The organism is Streptomyces sp. NRRL S-350, from assembly GCF_000719705.1.
Taxonomy (GTDB): domain Bacteria; phylum Actinomycetota; class Actinomycetes; order Streptomycetales; family Streptomycetaceae; genus Kitasatospora.
Map to the genome: position 1 here is coordinate 73,051 of NZ_JOHO01000005.1, position 15,500 is coordinate 88,550.

The 15,500-nt window shown below is 72.1% G+C and carries 18 protein-coding genes; 6 read left to right on the forward strand and 12 right to left on the reverse strand.

Annotated elements, in window-relative coordinates; all coding sequences use genetic code 11:
• Positions 1-6: 6 nt before the first annotated feature.
• From IF30_RS0107215 to IF30_RS0107230, 4 genes are read left to right on the forward strand one after another with little or no spacing between them, the layout of a single operon-like run.
• A complete protein-coding gene (locus IF30_RS0107215; RefSeq protein WP_420791127.1) occupies positions 7-1,032 on the forward strand; it encodes a metal ABC transporter substrate-binding protein in 1,026 nt (341 codons plus the stop codon).
• 11 nt (positions 1,033-1,043) lie between these two features.
• A complete protein-coding gene (locus tag IF30_RS0107220) occupies positions 1,044-1,808 on the forward strand; it encodes a metal ABC transporter ATP-binding protein (RefSeq protein WP_030233607.1) in 765 nt (254 codons plus the stop codon).
• Positions 1,805-2,737: a metal ABC transporter permease gene (locus tag IF30_RS0107225; protein WP_051709403.1), complete on the forward strand. Its 933-nt coding sequence runs from the start codon at positions 1,805-1,807 to the stop codon at positions 2,735-2,737. Before IF30_RS0107220 ends, IF30_RS0107225 begins: the two co-directional genes overlap by 4 nt.
• Positions 2,738-2,772: 35 nt before the next feature.
• Positions 2,773-3,183 carry a Fur family transcriptional regulator gene (locus IF30_RS0107230; RefSeq protein ID WP_030233612.1) on the forward strand — a complete coding sequence of 137 codons (411 nt, stop codon included), beginning with the start codon at positions 2,773-2,775 and terminating at the stop codon, positions 3,181-3,183.
• A 115-nt stretch (positions 3,184-3,298) separates the two neighbouring features.
• Here the strand turns inward: IF30_RS0107230 and IF30_RS0107235 are convergent, their stop codons facing one another.
• From IF30_RS0107235 to leuA, 4 genes are all read right to left on the reverse strand, one after another.
• A complete protein-coding gene (locus IF30_RS0107235; protein ID WP_030233615.1) occupies positions 3,299-4,132 on the reverse strand; it encodes an isoprenyl transferase in 834 nt (277 codons plus the stop codon).
• A gap of 4 nt (positions 4,133-4,136) precedes the next feature.
• Entirely contained in the window at positions 4,137-4,883 is a 747-nt protein-coding gene (gene recO / locus IF30_RS0107240) for a DNA repair protein RecO (protein WP_030233617.1), read from the reverse strand.
• Between the two features lie 168 nt (positions 4,884-5,051).
• Positions 5,052-5,747: a TerB family tellurite resistance protein gene (locus IF30_RS0107245; protein WP_078891199.1), complete on the reverse strand. Its 696-nt coding sequence runs from the start codon at positions 5,745-5,747 to the stop codon at positions 5,052-5,054.
• Between the two features lie 248 nt (positions 5,748-5,995).
• Positions 5,996-7,792: a 2-isopropylmalate synthase gene (gene leuA / locus IF30_RS0107250; RefSeq protein WP_030233623.1), complete on the reverse strand. Its 1,797-nt coding sequence runs from the start codon at positions 7,790-7,792 to the stop codon at positions 5,996-5,998.
• A 336-nt stretch (positions 7,793-8,128) separates the two neighbouring features.
• Here leuA and IF30_RS0107255 point away from each other — a divergent pair, with 336 nt between their 5' ends.
• Together IF30_RS0107255 and IF30_RS0107260 are read left to right on the forward strand one after the other, a co-directional pair.
• A complete protein-coding gene (locus IF30_RS0107255; RefSeq protein ID WP_030233626.1) occupies positions 8,129-9,151 on the forward strand; it encodes a M4 family metallopeptidase in 1,023 nt (340 codons plus the stop codon).
• 97 nt (positions 9,152-9,248) lie between these two features.
• A complete protein-coding gene (locus tag IF30_RS0107260; RefSeq protein ID WP_030233628.1) occupies positions 9,249-9,515 on the forward strand; it encodes a protealysin inhibitor emfourin in 267 nt (88 codons plus the stop codon).
• A gap of 266 nt (positions 9,516-9,781) precedes the next feature.
• On the opposite strand, the gene era is transcribed toward IF30_RS0107260, so the two are convergent.
• The 8 genes from era to IF30_RS41075 all read right to left on the reverse strand — a co-directional run bounded on the left by era (position 9,782) and on the right by IF30_RS41075 (position 15,255).
• Positions 9,782-10,711: a GTPase Era gene (era, locus tag IF30_RS0107265; protein ID WP_030233629.1), complete on the reverse strand. Its 930-nt coding sequence runs from the start codon at positions 10,709-10,711 to the stop codon at positions 9,782-9,784.
• A gap of 58 nt (positions 10,712-10,769) precedes the next feature.
• Positions 10,770-10,937, reverse strand: coding sequence for a hypothetical protein (locus IF30_RS47560; RefSeq protein ID WP_158834810.1), 168 nt, complete (start codon positions 10,935-10,937; stop codon positions 10,770-10,772).
• A 208-nt stretch (positions 10,938-11,145) separates the two neighbouring features.
• Positions 11,146-11,499, reverse strand: coding sequence for a cytidine deaminase (locus IF30_RS0107275; RefSeq protein ID WP_030233630.1), 354 nt, complete (start codon positions 11,497-11,499; stop codon positions 11,146-11,148).
• A 28-nt stretch (positions 11,500-11,527) separates the two neighbouring features.
• Positions 11,528-12,073 carry a DUF4383 domain-containing protein gene (locus IF30_RS0107280; RefSeq protein WP_030233631.1) on the reverse strand — a complete coding sequence of 182 codons (546 nt, stop codon included), beginning with the start codon at positions 12,071-12,073 and terminating at the stop codon, positions 11,528-11,530.
• A 26-nt stretch (positions 12,074-12,099) separates the two neighbouring features.
• On the reverse strand, positions 12,100-12,336 hold the full coding sequence (locus IF30_RS0107285) for a hypothetical protein (RefSeq protein ID WP_030233632.1): 237 nt from the start codon (positions 12,334-12,336) through the stop codon (positions 12,100-12,102).
• A 33-nt stretch (positions 12,337-12,369) separates the two neighbouring features.
• A complete protein-coding gene (locus IF30_RS0107290; RefSeq protein WP_030233633.1) occupies positions 12,370-13,695 on the reverse strand; it encodes a hemolysin family protein in 1,326 nt (441 codons plus the stop codon).
• Between the two features lie 19 nt (positions 13,696-13,714).
• Positions 13,715-14,209, reverse strand: a complete 495-nt coding sequence (gene ybeY / locus IF30_RS0107295) for an rRNA maturation RNase YbeY (protein ID WP_030233636.1) — start codon at positions 14,207-14,209, stop codon at positions 13,715-13,717.
• Between the two features lie 14 nt (positions 14,210-14,223).
• Positions 14,224-15,255 carry a PhoH family protein gene (locus IF30_RS41075; protein WP_078891209.1) on the reverse strand — a complete coding sequence of 344 codons (1,032 nt, stop codon included), beginning with the start codon at positions 15,253-15,255 and terminating at the stop codon, positions 14,224-14,226.
• Positions 15,256-15,500: the final 245 nt, after the last annotated feature.

A 15,500-nucleotide genomic window follows, 5' to 3' on the forward strand; every position in this document is an offset into this window, starting at 1 on the left:
ATCGGACTGACCCGACGACGGACCCGCACCGCCCTGGCCCTCTCCGCCACCGCGCTCACCGCCTCCCTCGCCCTCACCGCCTGCGGAGGCAGCAGCAGCGCCGACAGCGGCAACGGCAGGCTGAAGGTCGTCGCCTCCTTCTACCCGATGGAGTTCCTCGCCCAGCAGATCGGCAAGGAGCACGTCGCGGTCACCGACCTCACCGCGGCCGGCGTCGAGCCGCACGACCTGGAGCTCACCGCCAAGCAGGTCGGCACCGTCCAGAAGGCCGACGCGGTCCTCTACCTCAAGGGCCTGCAGCCCACCGTCGACCAGGCCGTCGCGCAGTCGTCCAGCAAGCACAAGATCGACGCCACCGCCGCCAGCCCGCTGGTCGACCACCACCTCGACGAGGGCGCCGCGGGCGAGGACCACGGCGCCGACGGCCACAAGCACGAGGGGCCGGCCGGCGACCCGCACATCTGGCTCGACCCCGCCCGCTACGCGGCGATCGCCCGGAGCGTCGGCGCCGGGTTCGCCGAGGCCGACCCGGCGCACGCCGAGGACTACCGGAAGAACACCGACGAACTGGTCACCCGGCTCACGGCGCTCGACCAGGACTTCCGCGCCGGACTGAAGGACACCACGACCAAGACCTTCGTCACCAGCCACGCCGCCTTCGGCTACCTCGCCGACCACTACGGCCTCACCCAGGTCGCCATCAACGGCGTCGACCCGGAGTCCGAGCCGACCCCGGCCCGCCTCGCCGAGGTGCAGAAGGCCGCCAAGGACAACGGCGTCACCACGATCTTCTTCGAGACCCTCGTCAGCCCCAAGCTCGCCGACACCGTCGCCAAGGACCTCGGCCTCAAGACCGCCGTCCTGGACCCCCTGGAGGGCGTCAAGGACCCGTCCAAGGACGACTACCTCACGGTCATGAAGCAGAACCTGGCCAACCTCCGGGCCGCCCTCGGCGCGACCGCCGCCCCGGCGGCCGACAGCCCTGCCGCCCCCGCCACCCCCTCCGCCACCACCCCTGCCGCGACCAGCTGACGGGAAGCACCATGACCCACCCGATACCCCCGGCCGTCCGCCTCCGTGACGCCGTCGCCTCCCGCGGCGGCCGGCCGGTGCTGCGCGGCGTCGACGTCACCGTCCGGCCCGGAGAGGTCGTCGCCCTGCTGGGCGCCAACGGCTCCGGCAAGTCGACCACCGTCAAGACCGTGATCGGCTCCGTCCCGATGGAACAGGGCACCCTGGAGCTGTTCGGCACCCCGTACGGCTCCTTCCGCGCCTGGCACCGCATCGGGTACGTCCCCCAGCGCACCACCGCCGCCTCCGGCGTCCCGGCCACCGTGCGCGAGGTGGTCTCCACCGGACGGCTGCCGCAGCACCGCCTGCTGCCCTTCCGCCGCAGGGACCGCGAGGCGGTGGACCGCGCGCTCGCCGCCGTCGGCATGCTGGAGCGGGCCGGGGACGGCGTGGCCGACCTTTCGGGGGGCCAGCAGCAGCGGGTACTGATCGCCCGCGCCCTGGTCGGCTCCCCCGACCTGCTGATCATGGACGAGCCGATGGCCGGGGTGGACGCCGCCAGCCAGCAGGTGCTCGCCGACACCCTGCGAGCCGAGGTCGGCCGCGGCGCCGCCGTCCTCCTCGTGCTCCACGAACTCGGGCCGCTGGAGCCGCTGATCGACCGCACCGTCGTCCTGCGGGACGGCTGCGTCGCCCACGACGGCCCGCCCGTGCCCAACACCGGCCTGCACGCGCTGCCCGGCCACGACCACGTCCACCCGCACGCCGACCTGACCCCGCCGAGGCTGCTCGCATGACCGAGATGCTGTCCTACGACTTCATGCAGCGCGCCCTGCTCGCCGCCGTCCTGGTCGGGATCACCGCCCCGGCCGTCGGCATCTACCTGGTGCAGCGCCGCCAGGCCCTGATGGGCGACGGCATGGGCCACGTCGCGATGACCGGTGTCGGCCTCGGCTTCATCTTCCGGACCAGCCCGGTCTGGATGGCCGTACTGGTCTGCGTGCTCGGCGCCGTCGCCATGGAGCTGGTCCGCTCGCGCGGCAACCAGCGCGGCGACATCGCCCTCGCGATGCTCTTCTACGGCGGCATGGCCTGCGGCAAGCTCCTGGTCTCGCTCTCCGCCGAGGCGGGCTCCGGCTCGCTGGAGAGCTACCTGTGGGGTTCGATCCTCACCGTCGCCCCCGCCGACCTGGCCGCCATCGCGGTGCTCGGCGCGGTGGTCATCGCGGTCACCGTCGGCCTGCGCCGCCAGCTGTTCGCGATCTGCCAGGACGAGGACTTCGCCCGCGTCACCGGCCTGCCGGTGCGCACCCTCAACCTGCTGCTCGCGGTGATGGCCGCGGTCACCGTCACCGTCGCCATGCGGGTGGTCGGCCTGCTGCTGGTCAGCGCCCTGATGGTGGTCCCGGTGGTCGCCGCCCAGCAGCTCACCCGCTCCTTCGCCGCCACCCAGGCCGCCTCGATCGCGCTCGGCGTGGTGGTCTCGCTGGCGGGCGTCACCGGCTCCTACCACCTCGACGTGCCCTCCGGACCGGCCATCGTGCTGCTCGCCATCGCCGTCTTCGCGGTGTTCAGCGTGCTCGCCGCGCCGCTCGCCCGGCGGCGCCACCGCGCCGACACCGAGCAGGGGCCGGCGGTCTGCGACGTCCGGCTGCCGCTCCAGTCGCCGGAGCGGAGTTCCTCCGACGCGACCGCTCCTGGGCGGGGGGCCGGACTGGCACAATGATGTGCGAGACGACCACGACCCCAGGAGGACCCACGGTGACCACCGCAGGCCCGTCGCCGCGCGCCCGATCGACCCGGCAGCGTGCCGCCGTCTCGGCTGCCCTGGACGAGATCGCGGACTTCCGCAGCGCGCAGGAGCTCCACGACCTGCTCAAGCACCGCGGGGACTCCGTCGGTCTGACCACGGTCTACCGCACCCTGCAGTCGCTCGCGGACGCAGGGGAGGTGGACGTGCTGCGCACCGCCGACGGCGAGGCGGTCTACCGCCGGTGCAGCAGCGGGCACCACCACCACCTGGTCTGCCGTCACTGCGGCGCCACCGTCGAGGTGGAGGGCCCCGCGGTGGAGCGCTGGGCCAACTCGGTCGCCGCCGAGCACGGGTTCAGCGACATCGCGCACACGCTGGAGATCTTCGGCACCTGCGCGGAGTGCGCCAAGAGCGCCTGACCGGGCCGCGAACGACAACGCGAACGACAGGAGGACCCGCCGGAATCGGCGGGTCCTCCTGTCGTCGAGCGCCGTCGAGCGCATCCTCGCGGTCGCCGGGGCACGTACCGAGCCCTCAGCGCTGGGACGGCACCGGCGCGGGGAGCTCGTTGGGGATGGCTCCGCCGAAGCGCCGGTCGCGCATCGCGTACTGCTCGCAGGCGCGCCACAGGTCGCGGCGGTCGAAGTCCGGCCAGAGCACGTCCTGGAACACGAGCTCGGCGTAAGCCGACTGCCAGAGCAGGAAGTTGGAGGTGCGCTGCTCGCCGCTGGGGCGCAGGAAGAGGTCCACGTCCGGCATGTCCGGGTGGTACATGTACCTGGCCAGCGTCTTCTCGTTGACCTTCTTCGGGTCGAGCTTCCCGGCGGCGACGTCCCGCGCGATCCCCTGCGCCGCGTCGGCGAGTTCGGCCCGGCCGCCGTAGTTGACGCACATGTAGAGCGTGACGGCGTCGTTGCCCTTGGTCTGCTCCTCGGCGACCTGGAGCTCCTGGACGACGCTCTTCCACAGCTTGGGCATCCGGCCGGCCCAGCGGATCCGCACGCCCATCGCGTCCATCTCGTCGCGGCGGCGGCGGATGACGTCCCGGTTGAAGTTCATCAGGAACTTCACCTCGTCGGGCGAGCGCTTCCAGTTCTCGGTGGAGAACGCGTACAGCGAGATGTTCTTGACCCCGAGCTCGATGGCGCCCCTGAGGACGTCCAGCACCACGGCCTCGCCGACCTTGTGGCCCTCGGTGCGGGGCAGCCCGCGCTCCTTGGCCCAGCGGCCGTTGCCGTCCATCACGATGGCGACGTGGTCGGGGACCAGCTCGCCGGGGATCTTCGGGGGCTTTGCGCCGCTGGGGTGCGGGGTCGGAGGAGCGTACTCCCGTTGCTTGCCACCGCCGAAGAGCCGTCGCGCTGCCATGTGCTCACTTCTCCACGTATCTCATCGAGCGGATGCCCCGCTCCAGGTGCCACTGCAGATAGGCCGCGACCAGGCCGCTGCCCTCCCGCCAGTACCGCGGCTCGCAGGTGTCGGCCGTCTGCCAGTCCCCTGACAGCAGCGCTCCGAGCAGTACCAGTGTCTCAGGGGAGGGTACGGCACATCCGGGCACTCGGCAGTCCGGGCAGAGCACCCCGCCCGCGGGGAGCGAGAAGAAACGGTTCGGCCCTTCCAGACCGCATTTGGCGCAGTCCGTGAAGCTCGCGCCGTACCCGTTCACCGCGAGCGAGCGCAGCAGGAAGGCGTCCAGGACGAGGTGCGATTCGTGCAGCCCGGCGGCCAGCGTGCGCAGCCCGCCCACCAGCAGCAGGTACTGCTGGACGGCGGGCTCGCCCTCGTTCTCGGCGAAGCGCTCGGCCGTCTCCAGCATCGCGGTGCCGGCGGTGTAGCGGCCGTAGTCGGTGACGATCGAGCCGCCGTACGGCGCGATGGTCTCCACCTGGGTGCACAGCGGCAAGCCGCGGCCGACCAGCTCACTCCCCCGACTGAAGAACTGCACGTCCACGTGGGAGAACGGCTCCAGGCGGGCGCCGAACTTGGACTTGGTCTTGCGCACCCCGCGCGCCACCGCCCGCACCTTGCCGTGCTGGCGGGTCAGCAGGGTGATGATCCGATCGGCCTCGCCGAGCTTCTGCGCCCGCAACACGACGCCGTCGTCCCGGAAAAGGCTCATGCAGACCATTCTCCCCCAGCCGCGGACCGCCCCGGACAGCCGTGTTGCCCGCACCGGGGCCGTGGGGGAGGACCACTGCGGTGCGGGTCACGGCGGGCCCGGAGGGGGTCGGGCCCGTTTGTGGGGGATTCGGAGGGTCCAGGAGGTGTGCGCCGGTGACGGCCCCGGCTACTTGTACGGCGTCCGGGCGGCCGCTTCCAGCAGCTCCGCGACCCTGGCCTGCGGCAGGTCGAGGCAGCGCCCGACGGCGGCCAGCGCCTCCCGCTCCTGGGGCAGGTAGCGGCCGTCGGCCAGGGCGATCGCCGCGCCCTGCAGCAGCAGCCGTTCGCGGCCCTGGTGGGCGAGGTGCGGGGTGAGCGGTTCGAGGACCGCGTGCAGTTCCACGGCCAGGCCGCCGGCCTCCCCGAGCTGCCGGCCGGGGGCCGCGTCCAGTTCGTGGGCCTCGTGGAGTTCGCCGCCGAGCCCGGAGAGCGCGGCGAGCGCGGCCAGCACCTGGGCCTCGCCGCAGTCGTCGAACCCGGCCTCGCGCACCGCCGTGCAGGCCGCCTCGCGCGCGGCCCGGTGGGCGGTGCCGCCGGCCGCGAGCAGCACCAGCGCGACGGTGTACTGGGCGTCCCGCAGCATGGCGCCGAGGCGCACGCAGGTCGGCTGTTCGAGGCTCTCGACGCCGTACCGGCCGTGGCAGCTGGTGCACTGCACGCTGCCGATCACCGGTCCGAGCGGGACCACCGGTGTCCCGAGCAGCCGCAGCCACCGCCGGCCGTGCTGGCGCCGGTAGTTGCGGTCCCCGCCGCAGCCCGGGCAGAAGAAGTCACCGAGAACGTCAGTCCGCCACCTCGGGCGAACACCCCACAACCTGGTCACGGCGCCACTCCCCAGACATGGCAGGCGGCCTGCTCGACACTGGGCAGGTCACGCGACCGGACGACGAGCCGCCCACCGACCCGGCTTTCCGGTGGATCGATGTTGCCATGGTTACCGGCACGTGTCAGTACCTCGAACGGCTTCCGATCCCGAAAAATGTGGCGCAGGACACAGCCTCCGGCAACGGTCCTCAGGCACGGCCGAGGGCCGCCCCGCAGGACGGCCCCGCCGCGTATCACCCGTACGAACTATCCGCGCTGCGACCGGTTGACGGCGCTGATCATCGCCTTCAGCGAGGCCAGCACGGTGTTGCCGTCGATGCCCACGCCCCACAGCACCTTGCCGTCCACGGCGCACTCGACGTACGCGGCGGCCTGGGCGTCACCGCCCTCGCTCAGCGCGTGCTCGGCGTAGTCCAGGACGCGGACGTCCACGCCGATCCTGGCCAGCGCGTCCGCGAAGGCCGAGACCGGGCCGTTGCCGGTACCGCTCAGGGTGACCGGCGCCCCCTCCACCACGGCCTCGGCGGTCAGCGCGTCCCGGCCGTCCTCGGTGGTCAGGGTCCGCGAGCCGGTCAGCGAGATCCGGCCCCACGGGTTGTCGGTGGTCGGCAGGTACTCGTCCTCGAAGACCCGCCAGATCTCGGCCGGGGTGACCTCGCCGCCCTCGGCGTCGGTCTTGGCCTGGATGATCCGGGAGAACTCGATCTGCATCCGCCGCGGCAGGTCCAGCTTGTGGTCGTTCTTCAGCACGTACGCCACGCCGCCCTTGCCGGACTGGCTGTTGACCCGGATGACCGCCTCGTAGGTGCGGCCGACGTCCTTCGGGTCGATCGGCAGGTACGGCACGCCCCAGGTGTGTTCCTCCACCGGCACGCCCGCCGCCCTGGCGTCCGCCTCCAGGGTGTCGAAGCCCTTCTTGATGGCGTCCTGGTGCGAGCCGGAGAAGGAGGTGTACACCAGGTCGCCGGCGTACGGGTGGCGCGGGTGCACCTCCATCTGGTTGCAGTACTCGGCGGTGCGGCGCACCTCGTCGATGTCGGAGAAGTCGATCTGCGGGTCGATGCCCTGCGAGAACAGGTTCATCCCCAGCGTCACCAGGTCGACGTTGCCGGTCCGCTCGCCCTGGCCGAACAGGCACCCCTCGATGCGGTCGGCGCCCGCCATGTAGGCCAGCTCGGCGGAGGCGACGGCGGTGCCCCGGTCGTTGTGCGGGTGCACCGACAGGCAGACGAACTCGCGGCGCGACAGGTTGCGCGACATCCACTCGAACTGGTCGGCCTGCACGTTGGGGGTGGCCCGCTCGATGGTGGCCGGCAGGTTCAGGATGATCTCGCGGCCCTTGCCCGGCTGCCAGACGTCCATGACCGCCTCGCAGACCTCCAGCGCGAAGTCCAGCTCGGTGTCGACGAAGATCTCCGGCGAGTACTGGTAGCCGAAGACGGTGTCGTCGCCCAGCAGCTTCTCGGCGTACTCCATCACCAGCCGGGTGCCGTCCACGGCGATCGCCTTGGTGGCGGCCTTGTCGTTGCGGAACACCACCCGGCGGAACAGCGGCGCGGTCGCGTTGTACAGGTGGACGGTCGCGCGCGGGGCTCCGACCAGCGACTCGACGGTCTTCTCGATCAGCTCCTCGCGGGCCTGCGTCAGCACCGAGATGGTGACGTCCTCGGGGATCGCCCCCTCCTCGATCAGCGACCGTACGAAGGCGTGGTCGGTGGCGCCGGAGGACGGGAAGCCGACCTCGATCTCCTTGTAGCCCATCGCGACCAGCAGGTCGAACATCTTGCGCTTGCGGGCCGGGGACATCGGGTCGATCAGCGCCTGGTTGCCGTCCCGCAGGTCGGTCGAGAGCCAGCGCGGAGCCTTGGTGATCACCGCGTCCGGCCAGGTGCGGTCCGGCAGGTCCACGGTGCCGAACGGCAGGTACCGCCCGTACCGCATGCCGGAGGGCCGCTGGCGCACGGAGGCGGCGGTGATCGGGGTGGGCCGGTCGACGAAGGCGCGGGCGGCGGGGACGGACGCGGCGGAGGTCTGCTCGGTCATGGAGGTGACTCTCGGCTTCCTGTGGATGCTTGGGTAGCGGGCGGTCGGGAGGGATCGACACCGACTGGCCGGCCTCTGCTGGCGCTCGCGACCCGCCGTTGGATCGCCGAATCCGCGCACAGCTCGTTCCCCGCGGCGAGGGAGCCGGCCCCGCTGGACTACAGGCCCTCGACGCGGCAGCTAAGAAGAAGCAGCCCGTTGCGCATGATGGAACCCAGCGTAACCCAGCCCCGCGCGCCCCCGAAGTGATCCGGGCTCCCGTTCCACTCCTTGAGACGTGGACCGGTCACGGCAAAGGTGGTGACAACCGGTCATCGAGGCCTCACCCTGGGCCGCATGACTGCAGCAGTACCGATCTGCGCGATCGTCCCGCCGTACGTCCTGGACCGCCTCGCCGAGGCCGGTCACGAAGCCGCCGCCCACTCCCGCGTGCTCGACGCCGCGCACCGCGCGGCCCGCCTCTCCCCGCCCCCGCCGACCGGCAGCGCCCCGGGCCTGAACCGGGTGGTCCACGACGCGGGCCACGGCCAGCGGCTGCCCGGCCGCACCGTGCGCACCGAGGGCCAGGCCGCCGGCCCGGACGCCTCCGTCAACCACGCCTACGACGGCCTCGGCGCCACGTTCGCGCTCTACGCCGACGCCTTCGGCCGGCACTCGATCGACGACCACGACCTGCGGCTGGACGCCAGCGTCCACTACGGCCGCAACTACGACAACGCCTTCTGGAACGGCCACCAGATGGTCTTCGGCGACGGCGACGGCGAGATCTTCGGCGACTTCACCGCCTGCATCGACGTCATCGGCCACGAACTCACCCACGGCGTCACCCAGTTCACCGCCGGACTGGACTACCAGGACCAGCCCGGCGCGCTCAACGAGTCGGTCTCCGACGTCTTCGGCTCGCTGGTCAAGCAGTACGCCCTGCACCAGGACGCCGCCGACGCCGACTGGCTGATCGGCGCCGGGCTGCTCGCCCCCGGCGTGCAGGGCGTGGCGCTGCGCTCGATGAAGGCGCCCGGCACCGCCTACGACGACCCCAGGCTCGGCAAGGACCCGCAGCCCGCGCACATGCGGGACTACGTCCGCACCAGCGACGACAACGGCGGGGTGCACATCAACTCCGGCATCCCCAACCACGCGTTCTACCTGCTGGCCACCGCCCTCGGCGGCTCGTCCTGGGAGCGCGCCGGGCGGATCTGGTACGACGCGCTGACCGGGCGCGCGCTGACCGCGAACTCCGACTTCACCGCCTTCGCCCGGGCCACCGTGGCCGCCGCGAAGGCCCGCTACCCCGACCAGCCCTCGATCGCGGACACCGTCACGGCCTCCTGGGCGCAGGTCGGGATCAGCCCGGGGTGACGGCCCGGCCGCGGTCGGGACCGGGCGGAAGGGGGCCGAAGGTCACGGTCCGGGAAAAGCCCGGCAAACCCCATCCCCGGGTAGCACCATGGACACCATGCGCATCCAGGTGACCCGGACCGGCGGCTTCGCGGGAATCGTCCGCCACGCGGAGCTCGACACCGCCGACCGCACGGACGCCCCGCACGTGCACGCACTCGCCCGCGAGGCCGTCGCGGGCGGGCTGCGCGCCCCCTCGTACGGGGTGCCGGACGGCTTCCACTACGAGATCACCGTCGACGGCCGGACGGTGCACTGCGCCGACCCGAAGCTCACCGACTCCCAGCGCGAACTGGTCTCCCTCGTGCTGCGCGAGGGCGCGTAGCGCCGGACCGCGCCGACCGCCGCCCGGAGCCGGGCGCCGGGCGCTGAGGCCCCCGAGGTCGTCCCGGTGGACGTCGTGGCCGGCACCCGGGCGGTCCGCACCGCGGCACCCTCCTGACGACCCGTGCGGCCGGGCCGACGAGACGGGCCCGGCCGGACGATCGACGTCCGGCCGGGCCCTCGGCATTCCCGGTGGTCGGCCCTCCCGGGGCGGCCCTCCCGGGGCGGCCCTCCCGGTGAGGCCCTCCCGGTGAGGCGAACCCTCGGTCAGAAGCCCAGCTTGCGCAGCTGCTTGGGGTCGCGCTGCCAGTCCTTGGCGACCTTGACGTGCAGGTCCAGGTAGACGGGCGTGCCGAGCAGCGCCTCGATGTGCTTGCGGGCGGTGGTGCCGACGTGCTTGAGCCGCGAGCCCTTGGCGCCGATCACGATCGCCTTCTGGCTCTGGCGCTCGATGTAGACGTTGGCGTGGATGTCCAGCAGCGGGCGGTCGGCCGGGCGGCCCTCGCGCGGGAGCATCTCCTCGACGACGACGGCCAGTGAGTGCGGCAGTTCGTCGCGCACGCCCTCCAGGGCGGCCTCGCGGATGAGTTCGGCGACCATGATCTGCTCGGGCTCGTCGGTGAGGTCGCCGTCGGGGTAGAGCTGGTCGCCCTCCGGCAGCAGCTTGGTGAGCAGGTCGGCGGCCAGCTCGACCTGCTTGTCGCCGACCGCGGAGACCGGGATGATCTCGGCCCACTCGAAGCCCAGCTCGACGCCGAGCTGCTGGACGGCGATCAGCTGCTCGGCCAGGCGCTTGGAGTCGACCAGGTCGGTCTTGGTGACGACGGCGACCTTCGGGGTCTTCTTGATCCCGGCGATCTCCTTGGCGATGAACTTGTCGCCGGGGCCGATCTTCTGGTCGGCGGGCAGGCAGAAGCCGATCACGTCGACCTCCGCCCAGGTGGTGCGGACGAGGTCGTTGAGGCGCTCGCCGAGCAGGGTGCGCGGCTTGTGCAGGCCGGGGGTGTCGACCAGGACGAGCTGGGCGTTCGGACGGTGCACGATGCCGCGCACGGTGTGCCGGGTGGTCTGCGGTCGGTCGGAGGTGATCGCGACCTTCGTCCCCACCAGGGCGTTGGTCAGGGTCGACTTGCCCGCGTTGGGCCGGCCGACGAAGCACGCGAACCCGGAGCGGTACGAGGAGGAAGGGGCATTCATGGGCCCCATTCTCCCTGATCACCGGAGCTCCGCCGTCCGGGGTGGCCCGCGGGCGCGCTCAGCCCTGTTTCCCGCCCTTGCCGTTCCCGGGAACCAGCGACACCACCACCAGCACCAGCAGGAACCCCAGCGAGCCCCAGAGCCAGAACGGCGAACCGGTCTCCTGCCACTTGCCCAGCCCCATCACGAACAACAGCAGCCCGGCGAAGAACGCCACCGCCCCCATGCCCCCAGCCCCCTCACCGCGTCCACGCGCCCCCGCCCGCTCCCCCGGTGAGATTATCCGCAGAAGCCCTGGGGTCACCATGCCGGGCCGCCCCACCCGTGCGAGCCCGCGCCGCCCGTGCGAACCCGAGCCGCCCTGCGACCGCGCCGCTCCTGGACGCACCCGTGGAAGCCCCCGTCGAAGCCCCGGCGAGGGCCCCGGCAGCCCCTCAGCGCGCCTCGACGGACACCCGCGGCGTCCCGTCCGGCCCGGCCAGCAGCACCGGGGTCCCGGGGCCGCCCAGGTCCCGCACGGCCGCCAGGTCCGCCGCGGCCGGCTGCTCCGCCTCGCTCACCACGGCCGCCGCCTCCAGCGACTTGGCGCCGCTGGCCACCGCCATCGCCACCGCCGTCTGCAGCGCGCTCAGCCGCAGCGACTCCAGCGCGACCGTCCCGGCCACGTAGGTGCGGCCGGTCTCGTCACGCACCGCGGCCCCCTCGGGGACGCCGTTGCGGGCGCGGACCGAGCGGGCCAGGGTGATGATCTTCTTGTCTTCGGGGTCCAGCTCGACGATGTCACTCATGCCGCCGAGCATAGGCACCCCCCGCGGATCAGTGGCCGACCGGGTGCGTCCGGCCGGGGTTCGGGTTGATGACCTTGACGAAGGTCTTCGGCCCCGAGGGCAGCGCCTCCTCGCGCCCGACGCGCTCGCGCCAGAACGGGTTGTCGTGCGGCAGGTGGCTGCTCACCCGGCCGTACATGCCGAAGGTCGTCAGGACGACCCCGAACACGAACGCGAACAGCACGTTCGACATCCGGAAGTTGAGGATGTTGGCGTCCGGGCGCCCGAGCACCGTCAGACCGTAGAAACCGGACAGCACGAACAGCACGCCCACCACCATGTTGAGGTTGGACGCGAAGTTCCCGCCGATCACCGCCCCGACCACCAGGACCGCGCCCACCACGATGGACAGGATGCTCAGCGCGCCGTCGGTCGACAACCCGGCGACCCGGTCACCGTGGGTGGACAGGAAGCCGGAGTGGTTCGCCAGCCCCAGGCACCCGAACACGATCAGGAAGATCCCCCCGAGCCCCGCCCCGATCCGCCACACCAGGGCGAGCCGGTTGTCGACGGGCAGTTCGTCTTGCAGCTTCATGGCGACCTCCAGAACCCGGCCACGGCCTAGCTGTACGGATGGCTCCCCTGCATGTGCGGCACCTCGTGCATGTAGAGCGAGCCGCACTGCTGGCAGCAGCGCAGTCCGGTGCCCCACTCCTGCTCGGGCCGCGTCTCGGAGTCCTCGGACATGGTGCGGCCGCAGAGCGCCACCGCCAGGTTCTCGTCCCGCACCACGTGCCAGGACTTGACTCCGCCGGCCGCCCCCTTCGGGCCGTATTCCGCGCGCAGTTTGTGCGTCATGCCCTCCATGGTCGCTCGGCGGCCGCCCACCCGCTACTCGCCCGGGCCGTCCCCGGGGTCGTCGGCCCCGCGCACCGGGGCGGCGACCATCGAGCCGATCCGGTTGCGGCGCCCGGCCGAGGACTCGGCCGTCAGCAGGATGCCGGTCAGGCCGTCCCCGGCCGGCTCCGGCAGCGGGATCTCGCAGGCGGAGCCGGGGATCGGCACCCGGCCCAGGTGCTTGGCCAGCAGGCCGCCGACGGTCTCGACGTCCTCGTCCTCCAGCTCGATGCCGAACAGCTCGCCCAGGTCCTCCACCAGCAGCCGGGCGGTGATCCGGTACGAGCCGTCGCCGAGGTCCTCGACCGGCGCGATCTCCCGGTCGTACTCGTCGGTGATCTCGCCGACGATCTCCTCCAGGACGTCCTCGATGGTCACCAGGCCGGCCGTGCCGCCGTACTCGTCGATCACGATCGCCACGTGCGAGCGGCGCTGCTGCATCTCGCGCAGCAGGTCGCCGGCCGGCTTGGAGTCCGGGACGAACACCGCCGGGCGCATCACCGCGCCGACCTCCTCGGACTCCGCCTCCCGGTTGATGTGGGTGCGGCGCACCAGGTCCTTGAGGTAGACGATGCCGACCACGTCGTCCTCGTTGTCGCCGACCACCGGGATCCGCGAGAAGCCCGAGCGCAGCGCCAGGGTGAGCGCCTGGCGGACGGTCTTGTGCCGCTCGATCATCACCAGGTCGGTGCGCGGCACCATCACCTCGCGCACGATGGTGTCGCCCAGCTCGAAGACCGAGTGCACCATCCGGCGCTCCTCGTCCTCGATCAGGTCGTCCTTCTCGGCGAGGTCCACCAGGGCCCGCAGCTCCGCCTCGGAGGCGAACGGCCCCTCGCGGTAGCCCTTGCCCGGGGTCAGCGCGTTGCCGAGCAGGATCAGCAGCCGCGGGATCGGGCCGAGCACCGCGGCCAGCGGCAGCAGCACGAAGGAGGCCGCCGTCGCCGTGGTCAGCGGGTGCTGGCGCCCGATCGTGCGCGGCGAGACCCCCACCGCGACGAACGACACCAGCACCATCACGCCGAACGCCAGCAGGACGGCCTGCCAGATCGGGGTCACGTTGCGCACGCACACCACGGTGACCAGGACGGCCGCCGCCATCTCGCTGGCGACCCGGATCAGGGTCGCCAGGTTGAGGTAGCGGATCGGGTCGGCGGCGAGGGTCAGCAGCCGCGCCGAGCCGCGCCGCCCGACCCGCACGGCCTCCTCCGCCCGGAACCGGGAGACCCGGGAGATGCCCGCTTCGGCGCACGCGGCCAGCCAGCCGAGGACGACGAGCAGCACGGCGCCCAGGATGAAGCTCGTACTCTCACCACTCACAGGGGTTCGGGCTCCGCGCTCAGTGGGTGGTGGGGGCCGGGGAGATGCCGCCGAGGCCGCGGCCCGCCCGCCAGTCGTCCAGGATGCGCTTCTGGAGGGCGAACATCTCCTCCTCCTCCTCGGGCTCCTCGTGGTCGTAGCCGAGGACGTGCAGCACGCCGTGCACGGTGAGCAGCTGCAGTTCCTCGTCCATCGAGTGCTTCGAGGGGGCCGCCTTGCCCTGCTGCTCGGCGACCTCGGGGCAGAGCACGATGTCGCCGAGCAGGCCCTGCGGCAGTTCCTCGCCGTCCTTGCCGGGACGCAGCTCGTCCATCGGGAAGGACATCACGTCCGTCGGCCCGGGCAGGTCCATCCACTGGATGTGCAGCTCCTCCATCGCCGCTGCGTCCACCAGGATCACGGACAGTTCGGACTGCGGGTGGATCCGCATCTTGTCCAGGGCGAAGCGGGCGACGTCGAGGATGGATTCCTCATCGGCGTCCCAACCGGACTCGTTGGCGATGTCGATCGACATGACGGGCTGTGTGCTCAGCTTTCGGTGCGATGGGACTGTCGGGGTGCGCGGGGCGCCGTCGCCTTGCCCGGGCGCCGCTGGGCGGCCTTGCGGGCGGTCGGGGGGGCCTCGTCGGCCTCCTGCCGGGCGTCCCAGCGCTCGTAGGCGTCCACGATCCGGCCGACCAGCTTGTGGCGGACCACGTCGGTGCTGGTGAGGACGGAGAAGTGGATGTCGGGCACGTCGGCCAGGATCTCCTGGACGACCTTGAGGCCGCTGCGGGTGCCGCCCGGGAGGTCGATCTGGCTGGTGTCGCCGGTGACCACCACCCGGGAGTTGAACCCGAGGCGGGTGAGGAACATCTTCATCTGCTCGGGCGAGGTGTTCTGGGCCTCGTCGAGGATGATGAAGGCGTCGTTGAGGGTGCGGCCGCGCATGTACGCGAGCGGGGCGACCTCGATGGTGCCGGCCGCCATCAGGCGCGGGATGGAGTCCGGGTCCATCATGTCGTGCAGCGCGTCGTACAGCGGGCGCAGGTACGGGTCGATCTTCTCGTAGAGGGTGCCGGGCAGGAAGCCCAGCCGCTCGCCCGCCTCGACCGCCGGACGGGTCAGGATGATCCGGTTGACCTCCTTGGCCTGCAGGGCCTGGACGGCCTTGGCCATCGCCAGGTAGGTCTTGCCGGTACCGGCCGGGCCGAGGCCGAAGACGATCGTGTGCTTGTCGATCGCCTCGACGTAGCGCTGCTGGTTGACGGTCTTGGGGCGGATCGTCCGGCCCCGGTTGGACAGGATGTTCGCGGTGAACACCTGGGACGGCGCCGGGCTGTCCGGATCCTCCGCCTGGCCTCGGAGCATGGCGATGGAGCGCTCCACGGAGTCCTCCGTCAGGGGCTGGCCGGTGCGCAGCACCAGCATCATCTCGCTGAAGAGCTTCTGCACGAGGGCGACCTCGGCGCGCGCCCCGGTGGCGGTCACCTCGTTGCCGCGGACGTGGATGTCGGCGGCGGGGAAGCCCTGCTCGATCACCCGCAGCAGCGAGTCCGCGGTGCCGAGCAGGGTGACCATCGGGTGCTTCTCGGGGATGACGATCCTGGCGCTGACGCGGCCGTCATCGGCCGGTTCGGGGCGCGACTGTCCGTTCGTACGGGTCTGCGATGTGTCACTCATAGGTCGGCGCTGGGGCCTGCCTCATCCCATCCGTGGTGTCGTGTGCCGCGCGGTCTCCGGGGCACCAGGGTACGCCGCGAGCGTGATCGCTGCGGCGGGCGGCGGGGCCGCACCCGTCGATGCTGCGGCAGTTCGGGGCACGG

Excerpts from the sequence above, each read along its gene's own strand:
- IF30_RS0107220 (WP_030233607.1), top strand. The coding sequence starts at position 1,044 with ATGACCCACCCGATACCCCCGGCCGTCCGCCTCCGTGACGCCGTCGCC.
- IF30_RS0107225 (WP_051709403.1), top strand. The coding sequence starts at position 1,805 with ATGACCGAGATGCTGTCCTACGACTTCATGCAGCGCGCCCTGCTCGCC.
- IF30_RS0107235 (WP_030233615.1), bottom strand. The coding sequence starts at position 4,132 with ATGGCAGCGCGACGGCTCTTCGGCGGTGGCAAGCAACGGGAGTACGCT.
- recO (WP_030233617.1), bottom strand. The coding sequence starts at position 4,883 with ATGAGCCTTTTCCGGGACGACGGCGTCGTGTTGCGGGCGCAGAAGCTC.
- leuA (WP_030233623.1), bottom strand. The coding sequence starts at position 7,792 with ATGACCGAGCAGACCTCCGCCGCGTCCGTCCCCGCCGCCCGCGCCTTC.
- IF30_RS0107255 (WP_030233626.1), top strand. The coding sequence starts at position 8,129 with ATGACTGCAGCAGTACCGATCTGCGCGATCGTCCCGCCGTACGTCCTG.
- IF30_RS0107260 (WP_030233628.1), top strand. The coding sequence starts at position 9,249 with ATGCGCATCCAGGTGACCCGGACCGGCGGCTTCGCGGGAATCGTCCGC.
- era (WP_030233629.1), bottom strand. The coding sequence starts at position 10,711 with ATGAATGCCCCTTCCTCCTCGTACCGCTCCGGGTTCGCGTGCTTCGTC.
- IF30_RS47560 (WP_158834810.1), bottom strand. The coding sequence starts at position 10,937 with ATGGGGGCGGTGGCGTTCTTCGCCGGGCTGCTGTTGTTCGTGATGGGG.
- IF30_RS0107275 (WP_030233630.1), bottom strand. The coding sequence starts at position 11,499 with ATGAGTGACATCGTCGAGCTGGACCCCGAAGACAAGAAGATCATCACC.
- IF30_RS0107280 (WP_030233631.1), bottom strand. The coding sequence starts at position 12,073 with ATGAAGCTGCAAGACGAACTGCCCGTCGACAACCGGCTCGCCCTGGTG.
- IF30_RS0107285 (WP_030233632.1), bottom strand. The coding sequence starts at position 12,336 with ATGACGCACAAACTGCGCGCGGAATACGGCCCGAAGGGGGCGGCCGGC.
- ybeY (WP_030233636.1), bottom strand. The coding sequence starts at position 14,209 with ATGTCGATCGACATCGCCAACGAGTCCGGTTGGGACGCCGATGAGGAA.
- IF30_RS41075 (WP_078891209.1), bottom strand. The coding sequence starts at position 15,255 with ATGGTCACCCTGCTCGGCACCGCGGACTCGCTGCTGCGGGTGATCGAG.